At 34.1% G+C, this 10,134-nt stretch carries 7 protein-coding genes; all 7 read left to right on the top strand.

Going from position 1 to position 10,134, the window contains the following annotated elements; all coding sequences use genetic code 11:
- Nucleotides 1–128 precede the first annotated feature (128 nt).
- Nucleotides 129–284 carry a hypothetical protein gene (locus WFH39_RS19265; protein ID WP_336691071.1) on the top strand — a complete coding sequence of 52 codons (156 nt, stop codon included), beginning with the start codon at nucleotides 129–131 and terminating at the stop codon, nucleotides 282–284.
- A gap of 267 nt (nucleotides 285–551) precedes the next feature.
- Nucleotides 552–920: a hypothetical protein gene (locus WFH39_RS19260; RefSeq protein ID WP_336691070.1), complete on the top strand. Its 369-nt coding sequence runs from the start codon at nucleotides 552–554 to the stop codon at nucleotides 918–920.
- Nucleotides 921–1,055: 135 nt separating this feature from the next.
- Nucleotides 1,056–1,505, top strand: a complete 450-nt coding sequence (locus WFH39_RS19255) for a hypothetical protein (RefSeq protein WP_336691069.1) — start codon at nucleotides 1,056–1,058, stop codon at nucleotides 1,503–1,505.
- Nucleotides 1,502–1,882, top strand: a complete 381-nt coding sequence (locus WFH39_RS19250) for a hypothetical protein (protein ID WP_336691068.1) — start codon at nucleotides 1,502–1,504, stop codon at nucleotides 1,880–1,882. The genes WFH39_RS19255 and WFH39_RS19250 overlap by 4 nt, the downstream gene beginning before the upstream one ends.
- A gap of 512 nt (nucleotides 1,883–2,394) precedes the next feature.
- Nucleotides 2,395–6,444, top strand: a complete 4,050-nt coding sequence (locus WFH39_RS19245; RefSeq protein ID WP_336691067.1) for a phage tail protein — start codon at nucleotides 2,395–2,397, stop codon at nucleotides 6,442–6,444.
- Entirely contained in the window at nucleotides 6,441–7,562 is a 1,122-nt protein-coding gene (locus WFH39_RS19240; protein ID WP_336691066.1) for a hypothetical protein, read from the top strand. Before WFH39_RS19245 ends, WFH39_RS19240 begins: the two co-directional genes overlap by 4 nt.
- Before the next feature lie 411 nt (nucleotides 7,563–7,973).
- Complete coding sequence (locus WFH39_RS19235; RefSeq protein WP_336691065.1) at nucleotides 7,974–10,130, top strand: phage tail protein; 2,157 nt, start codon at nucleotides 7,974–7,976, stop codon at nucleotides 10,128–10,130.
- Nucleotides 10,131–10,134: the final 4 nt, after the last annotated feature.

Genomic DNA, 10,134 nt, shown 5'->3' with positions numbered 1-10,134 from the left:
ATTGATTTAAAGTTTATATTTATCATTACTTCTTACATTTTCTTCTACAAATGTAAGAAGTTAATTACACAAAACAAAATTATTATAGTGTAAAATTATATATAGTTGCCTAAAAAATTATTTACCAAATGAAAAATAAAATATTAGAAGAGTTTGATTCTATCGTTTTAGACAGTTCTCAAATTAAGTATAGTGATGATGCCATTGATGAAGCAGAATTACTAAATCAATTTCATATAAGAGCATTTATAAACGGCTTAGAAAGGGAATATCTTTTTTTATGAAGTTTTAGAAGCAACACGAAATATCATACCCAAAACAAAACCTACAAGCAACCAGTTGGTTTTAGTAGAGAATAATGATTGGATTGATTCATACATACAAAACAGAAAGGGAAAGTATTCAATAGAAATTAAAGATTTTTCAGTATTTAAACATTATATTTTCTACGTAGAAGATTATGAGTTTAATATATTAGCTGAAGGATATAATATGATAAATAGGTTTTTCGAAATATTTAGAAAATACGAATCCATGAAAAATTTAATACTATGAAAGCACAAGCAGTATTTCCATTTCTTACAGAAGGATACGAAATGTATAGAAACAAAACTATAGAATATTATCATAGCTCAAAAAAAGCATTTACAGTATTAAATGTGTATGATAAAGATCAGGAAAAATCAGTAGTTGTGGGGATTCTTTTTTATGAAGTAAAAGAATTAAGCCAAAAAGTTAAGACTGGTTTTTTGTATGATGAATTTGGAATAAGATCTGATGATGGAATGCTTGAATGTCTATATTCTATTGATAATGAGGAAGGAACTCAAACATTTTTACTGAACCTTGGAGACAATGTCGCTATAATAAAGGCAAAATCAGTAGAGTTGGTAACAGAAGATGTTTATGCGGTAGGATAAAATAATATTACAAATTTTCAAATATGTAATAAGTTTTAAAAAGCACTTTTATTTTGAATTAAAGTGCTTTCTTGCTTGTGGAAAATATTTGAACTGAAACCATAAGGAAAGCAATATCCATAGAAAAAATAAAAAATGATACCTAAGAAATATAAAATAATAGAAGAATTTAAGGGATTTGTATCACTAGACAGTATTCGAACACAGTTTATACAGATTGAGCTAGATGAAGATTTATTTAATTATGTAACATTTCGCATATTAAAAAATAATGAAGAAAGGAATTATAGTTTTAAACATGTATTAGAATATAATCAGCAAAAAACAAATATTCCTAATGGGCTGTATCTAAATACAACTAATGACTGGTATAATGAATACAAAAAAAACAATACAGAAGGAAGACAGATAACAACGATACCGAATGGAATGAGAACTAGACATCAACTTGATGCAAAACACTTTGTGTTTGTTATTGATGGTTATTGTTTCAATATATTAGCTGAGAAATATATAATAAGTGAAAACCGTTTTTTTGAAACCTACAGAGAAGATAGTGAAAAAATAAAAAAAATAGTCTCATGACAGTAACGCCATTATTTATACAACATACCCAAAAAATGCACCGAGGCAAGAATATTGAATATTATGCAAATTCTAAAACAGCTTTTTTTGATGCTGCATTATATACCCGTCAAAAAGAAGAGGGTAAATGGGAATCTGTTCAGGGAGGTTTCTTATTTAATAATGTAGAAGAAGTTGGTCAAAAAGCTATTAATGAGTTAACAGCAAAAGAGTTAGGTGTTGATTTTAATGATTACAGCAACTTGTATTACATACATGCAATTTCCGCAACATTAAACAATGATCTTGTTACTTATTTAATAGATCTAGGAGATAATGTTTTTATCATAAAAGCTAAAGAGGTAATTCTTATCGATGAGGATATATATGTTTTATGATTTCAGGCACTATCCTTCTCTCCGGCTAATTAAAATTTAGCTCCTGCCTTTATAGCAATATAGAAAATCGATTCGTAACAAATTTGAATCGGTTTTCTATTTGTACATTTTTTATTTAATTTCCGTTATCGAACTTCTTTTTTTGGTTAAACTGAAAATTATTCAAAGTAAAGTTTAAAAGTAATTTCGCTAAATTTTTCACACGATTCATCATTTTTAAATCCTTCCTGTCTTCGTTTACTGCAACTACAGAATCCTCCGCTCTAAAAAAGGCTTATTCTCCTTAAAAATTCTGAATTTTGAATCTGGAATTTCAGCCGGATCAAAAGAAAAAAAGCACAGCACTTCCGATTTCTCATCATAACGCTGTGTACACCTTACAGGCAGTAAAATCTTAAAAAATTACGTTACCGGATCTGATTTTTCAGTTCCATCAGGTACGGTAAAGCGCAGCTACATTGTTGTGCTTTACGTGCCTTTTAAACAAAATATAATTAAAAAACACCAAGTCAATGAAAGCAGCAAAACCTGTAGAAAAAGACAACAAAAACCATCATAGCCAGAGCAAAAAGCAGAAGGCTAAAAAGCCGGTGGTGGTACCTCTGCCCGTGGCGGAAGTGGCTCCTTTACAAACCCAAAAGCCTGAAGAATCTGCAGCTCTTGCAGGATTCGCAACCCCGAATATCAATAAGACAAATGCAAGCGGAATTATCGCTCCGGTTCACGGTTCACAGACCATTTACGATCAGGGTTCCGGGATCATGTTTAAAAAGCATCAGGAAAGTATGGCAGAAACCGGGGATATCAATCATCCGGATACCCAAAAAGCGGAAAAAGATTATATTTCCACGCTGAACATCAGTCAGGTTAAAGATTATCATGATCTGAAATCCGGAACTTCTGTGCCGAAGACGTTGGAGGAACAGGCAGCAGTTCATCAGCAAAATAAAAAAACTCCGGAAACAAATGCCGAAACTAAATCTCAGGAGAAAAAGCAGATATCAGATAAAGGTGATATTGTTTCGACTGAGCAGCTTCAACCTGTTAATCCAGATAAAGCACCTGTTGAAGAGATAGATCCGGCTCCTTCTGCAAATGCCCACAGTAATTCTGCGTTTACAGAGCTTAGCGGAAAAATAAGCAGTACTGCTAAATTACAGAAGCAGCATGAACCATCCCATAAAGCCACAAATGATGCACAGGCTGCAGCGCCATCTCCTGCCAACGAACGTCAGAGTATGGCACAGGCAAGCCAGATAAACGAAATGAGTGGGCAGGCAGCCGGAATGTTCAAGAAAGAAGATTTCAAAGTTTTGCTGAGTAAGAAAATACATAATATTGAGCTTCCAGCCAATGAAAAGGAAGCAGATGAGTTCGAAAAACACAACAATATAAATGAAGTCAATCAAAAAGCGGTGGGCGATGTTAAAAGAGAAAAGAATGCAGCAGCAAATGATATTGCTTCTGCAACCGCAGCAAAACCGGATATTGCAGCACAGCCTCATCGTCCGGTTGCAAAAATGCCGACACCGAATATCGGTAAAGTTCCTTCTACGCCGAATGTCGCTAAGGCAATGCCTGTGAAAAGAACTGCAGCCAGCGTAGAACAACCTATAAAGCAACAAACGGCAAGTATCGACAATGAAATGAAAGCGAATGGAGTAACCGACAAGATGTTGGCAAACTCCAATGAACCATCATTTACGGATGCTTTAGATCAGAAGAATAAAGCGAAAACCCAAAGTATTGAAGCAACTCATCAGTTTAGAGACAATGAAGCTAAGGAGTTGTCAAAAACCCGTAGTGATGCACAGGCACAGGCGGTAAATCATATAAGCGGTATGCATGGCGCAAGAAAAGGCGGGTTAGGCAATGTACACGGCGATCAACAGCAAACTTCAGCGAAAGACAGCCAGAAACGAAAAGAAATTGCCGATCATATTAATGGCATTTACGTCAGCTCCAAAGCAGATGTAGATAGTATATTAAACAATCTGGATACAACGGTAGCGAAGAAATTTGATGAGGGCAGTCAAAAAGCTAAAAAAGCATTTGAAGACCACGTTGAGAAAGAAATGAGTGCTTACAAACGCAGACGCTATGGAGAAGTATATGCAAAACATGGTGCTTTGGTTACAGCTGCAACATGGTTGGTGGATAAACTCACCAAATTACCAGATGAAGTCAACCAATATTTTGAAAGTGGTAAGAAACTATACATTAGAATCATGGACTATCACATTGACGGGATCGCATCTCATGTTACCACCCAGCTAAATGCAGCCAAAACCAGAATTGCCAAAGGTAAAAAAGATGTACAGACTTATGTCGACAGTTTATCGCCAAGCTTAAGGAAAATCGGGAAAGAAGCTATTGCAGAGATCCAAAGCAAATTCAATGCACTGGAAGAAAGTGTAAACAGTAAAAAAGATGCATTAATTGATGTATTGGCTAAAAAATACGCCGATAATATCGCAAGTATCGATACCCGGATTGCAGATCTTAAAGCGCAAAACAGCGGATTGATCAACAAAGCTCTTGATGTGCTTAAAACCAGCGTATTTGCTATTATTATTGAAATTAAAAATACACTGACCAATTTATTATCCGGTGTAATCAGTTCCATTCAGGCGATTATTATGGATCCGATAGGATTCTTTAAAAACCTTATTGCCGGTGTTTCCCAAGGATTTACCAATTTCGGAACCAATATCTGGACTCACCTTAAGACCGGTTTCTTCGGATGGTTAACCGGAGCGATGAAAGGTATTTCTTTCACCATGCCGGAAGATGTATTCTCTTTGAAAGGTATTTTCTCCATTACCACGCAGGTGCTAGGTTTAACGTGGGACGGTATCAGAAGCATTGGTGCAAGAGTGATAGGCGAACCTGTAATGAAAGTTCTGGAAACTGCTTCTGAAAAAGGTCTTGAAATAATTCCAATTGTCCGTAAAGACGGTGCTGCCGGATTATGGGGATACCTGAAAGACCAGTTTGCCGATCTTAAAGCCACCGTAATGGATGCTATGATGGACATTATTCAGACACAGGTGATCCAGGCGGGGATTAAGTGGGTGATGGGATTATTGACTCCGGTAGGAGCCTTTATAAAAGCCGCAATGGCGATTATCGATGTGGTGAAATTCTTCATCCAGCGAGCTGCCCAGATTATGGAACTTGTAAAAGCATTTACAGACAGCATCAAAGCTATTGCGAGCGGAAACGTAAGTGCCGTAGCCAAATCCATAGAAAATGCTTTGGGAAGAGCAGTTCCTGTACTCATTGGTTTCTTAGCTTCCTTATTAGGAATTGGCGGATTGGCAGATAAAATACTTGGCGTTATCAGAAAAATACGTCAGCGTATTGAGAATGCGATTGTGAAGTTCTGGAATTTTATTAAAGGGAAAGCTAAAGGATTGCTTGGGAAATTTATGGGTAAAAGTAAAAAAGATAATATTCATGAGCCTGAAAAGCAGAAGAAAATTGATGCCGGATTTATGTATTTGAAAGAAGAAGAGAAAAAAGCAGATGAAAATCATAATAATAAGCTGACTCTTGAACAAGCCAATAAAGCTGCTAAAAAAACTAAGGCAAAATATCCTGTTTTCAGTTCTTTGAAAGCTGAAAGTAAAGATGATAAAATTATTTACCGATATACAGCGAGTCCAGAGAATACACATGAGACCGGAACTGAACTTGAGAAAATTGAAGAAAAGTCTTTTGGGGAATTAGTTGTAGGGAAACATCCATTACAAGGAGAGGATAGAGAGTCGCATCATGTTCCTGAGAATAAATTTATGGATAGAATAAAAGAGTTTTATGGTCATGTTGGAAGAGAAATAAATAAAAAAGAATCATCTAACAAAATTAAACATTTTAAAGATATAGCCGATAAACTTTTGCAAAGAGAAACTGATATACAAACCAATTTCCCAGGTCATGGAAATAATTTATCTGCGATTCTATTATATATAGAAACTCATAGAAAATCTGATAAGGCTGTCCATAGTCAAGAATTGCAAAAAGATGTTACAACAAATGTAGAGAATTATGCTTTAGAAAATAGAGAACTTGTAATTATGGGCTATGATGGTACTAATAATACTAAGCGAGCTCAGATGTGGAAATTACATTGGGAAAATTTTATTAAAGAGGCTCATTTATTATTAAAACGTGGTAATATTGATATAAATAGTTTTGTAGCAAAAAATGATGGTAGTTTTGTTATAAAATCACCAGATAATAAATCTGGAGCGTTTGATATAATTTCTAATGATATAACTGAGAAAATTCAAGATTTATTTAATAATTTTGATGATGGAACAAGGGATTTTGATGAGAATTTAGAACAAGAAAAAATAAAAATCCTAAAAACAGTAAATGATATTGCTGAAAAAAGCTATGAAAGTGCTTTAACTTTAGGCCTTCAGACTGTAGCTACAGCTCTTAGCAAAAGTGATAAAGATGGAGATAAATCTGAACATCCAAGAGCATTAGATAAATTAAGAGAAATAGCCAATATAATTTGGAAAAATCACATTATTAAAAAGATTAATCTATGATACTAAACAAGATACACCAAAATTTAAAAGAATTATATAAAGGTAAAGAAAAGTTAAATACAATTTTAGGGGTTGAATTTAGCCATCAAGAAGAGGTTGGAATTTATACTAAAATATTACAACTCGGGCAATGGTATGTAGCACCTTTTTCTTTCGAAAAATATGATAGTTATGCTATCAAACTGACCCCGAATAAAATATTATTAGACTCGCCAATATATTTAAGAAGTGGAAATGATCATTTTTTATTTTCAAATAATTTAGGTTTTTTTTTACTATTTAGACAGTTGAAAATGCTAAAATCAGCAAAATTTAAAAAGTATATTTTAGACGATTGGCAATTACTTGAACAACTTTCATTACCGCTTAGACAATATACAGATAGCTTAGATTCGTTAGAATTTTTAAAAGAATACTTAAATAATGGAGATAAATTAAAATATTTGGAAAATCCCTCGGAATTTTATACCAAAATATATTTAGATTTTTGGAATCATTATTATGATACTCCGGAACAGAAAAGATATGTTGAATTAATGAATTTGATGATAAAAGATAATTCTTTTCTTCCTGAATTTGAAATAAATAATTACGGTATATGGAATACAAGAGCTTATAATGCTATCGGACAAAGGGCATATAATTTAATTGATATAGAGACCGAAAAAAAAGAAAATCAATTTTGGCAAAGTTTTATTCAATCACATGGTTTTGACCCGGTAGAATTTGATTTTGGTTTTATTCCTTATGCAACGTCATCCAGTTTTCAATTAGATACAATAATAAGTAAATTTAATCCTGAGTTAGGTTATTTTTCAAAAATGAGGAATCATCCACTGTATGAAGTAGGTCAAATTCTTAGTAAAAATAAAAGCGCCTACGATGGAGACGCTCATATTGAAGCCGCTAAAGCTATAGATGAAGATTTAAACGATCCTCTTATGGCATGGGATGCTTTAGTAAGTGCGGGATACTGGGGTGGCGTAAATTTTGGACAGCCAAATATGAATGCCTGGAAAGCTGCTATTGATTTATCTGAAAAGCATGGCTGGACAGAGGTTAATGAGGTTTTAATAGATCAATTAGAATTTTATAATTATTATAAAGATAAATTCTAACTTACAATAAATTTAGTATAAAGAGGCTGTATCACAACTCGTGAAAACAGCCTTTTTTTATATTTTTTCTCGACCTCCTTGTCTGAGAATGATTTTTGTACAGACGATTCTCAACCCACATCATTGAGTTATGAGACTTCCTCTTTTGTATTCAATAAAAATTTCCCCCACTGCCGAACGAATCCTTTCGTGTGATATTTTTATTAGCATATTCTCACCGGTCATGTTACCACCCAGCTAAATGCGGCCAAAACCAGAATTGCCAAAGGCAAAAAAGATGTACAGACTTATGTCGACAGTTTATCGCCAAGCTTAAGGAAAATCGGGAAGGAAGCCATTGCAGAGATCCAAAGCAAATTCAATGCACTGGAAGAAAGTGTAAACAGTAAAAAAGATGCATTAATTGATGTATTGGCTAAAAAATACGCCGATAATATCGCAAGTATCGATACCCGGATTGCAGATCTTAAAGCGCAAAACAGCGGATTGATCAACAAAGCTCTTGATGTGCTTAAAACCAGCGTATTTGCTATTATTATTGAAATTAAAAATACACTGACCAATTTATTATCCGGTGTAATCAGTGCCATTCAGGCGATTATTATGGATCCGATAGGATTCTTTAAAAACCTTATTGCCGGTGTTTCCCAAGGATTTACCAATTTCGGAACCAATATCTGGACTCACCTTAAGACCGGTTTCTTCGGATGGTTAACCGGAGCGATGAAAGGTATTTCTTTCACCATGCCTGAAGATGTATTCTCTTTGAAAGGTATTTTCTCCATTACCACGCAGGTACTTGGTTTAACATGGGACGGTATCAGAAACATTGGTGCAAGAGTGATAGGCGAACCTGTAATGAAAGTTCTGGAAACTGCTTCTGAAAAAGGTCTTGAAATAATTCCGATTGTCCGCAAAGACGGTGCTGCCGGACTTTGGGAATACCTGAAAGATCAGTTTGCCGATCTTAAAGCCACCGTAATGGATGCTATGATGGACATTATCCAGACGCAGGTGATTCAGGCGGGAATTAAATGGGTGATGGGATTGATGACTCCGGTAGGAGCCTTTATAAAAGCCGCAATGGCGATTATCGATATGGTTAAATTCTTCATCCAGCGAGCTGCCCAGATTATGGAACTGGTAAAAGCATTTACAGACAGTATTAAAGCTATTGCCAGCGGAAACGTAAGTGCCGTCGCAAAATCCATAGAAAATGCATTGGGAAGAGCAGTTCCTGTACTCATTGGTTTCTTAGCTTCCTTATTAGGAATTGGCGGATTGGCAGATAAAATACTTGGCGTTATCCGAAAAATACGTCAGCGTATTGAGAATGCGATTGTGAAGTTCTGGAATTTTATTAAGGGGAAAGCAGCTAAACTATTAAGTAAAGTCGGAATTGGAAAGCTTGGTAAGAAGAAAGATAAGGTTGACGAGAAGCATATCAAAAATATGGATTCTGAAATCGCTCCGGAACCATTTACGATGAATGGAGAAAGCCATACCCTAACTTTTGAAAATGGGGAGATTTATATGGCGAGTGAGAAAGCTCCACTAACATATAAACTTACCAAATTTAAAAACTATGTAAGTAGAAAACCTGATGCTGATGAATTTGGAGGAAATGGACATAAAATTTTGGAAGGTATAGAAAAATTACAGATAAGAAATGAAAGAGTAAAACAGGATTTAACGAATGCTAAAAAACGTGTAGAAAGTCCAGAAAAAAACCAGAAAATGGAAGAAGCAAAAGCTAAATTTGACAAATTAAGTGAAGATATTGAGAAATTTGGAAATGATTTTAAATTAGAAGATTTAATTGAGTCTTCTAAAAAGACAAAATACAAACCAGAAAAAATAGATTTTTATACATCAGGAGACAAGCAAATTACAATAGGATATCATTATGATGTGGAAGTTAATGGCAGAAATGCAAGAAGATTTTTTAAAAGTAGCTTTAAATTAAATAAAAATAATTTGGTAGAACAACAAACAATAGGACGTGGTGTTGTTACAAAAGAATTAGGAAGTAGAAGTTATACGGATTCAGCTAACCAGGTTGCTTCTAATAAAGCTATTGAGCATTTAAAGAAAAACCCAGAAGAGCAGATAGAATTCAATGCTTCTCATATATTAGCAGATTTATTTTTAGGTTCTGGTTATAAAAGTACATTAAATCTAGTAATAGCTTCTGGGCATTACAATAAAGAAACAATGAAAGGTGCTGAAAATAGATTAAAAGATGCTTTAATAGATTTTGAACAAACTTATAAAGATATTAATGATAAAAATTTTGTTACCTTTGACATAAGAGTTACTGCCACTTGGAAAGAATTGGTAGATGATGCAATAACTTCTGAACTAGCAAAGCTAAATCCGGAAACAGATCAAGAATTATTAAAGAGTATGCATAAGATTCTAGCTAAAAATGTTGATCCTAAACTTGTTCAAAATGTAGTGTATGAAGTTGTAAAAGCAAAACTCAATGGAATTAGAAAAGTCACACATAATAGTATTAGACCAATAGAAATTGGTGCAGACGAGACATTACAAAAAGCTCTAAAATAATTAA

The sequence above is a fragment of the Chryseobacterium sp. MMO-72 genome (assembly GCF_037146035.1).
GTDB classification, from domain to species: Bacteria; Bacteroidota; Bacteroidia; order Flavobacteriales; family Weeksellaceae; genus Chryseobacterium; species Chryseobacterium indicum.
This window is presented reverse-complemented; position numbering and strand designations above follow the sequence as displayed.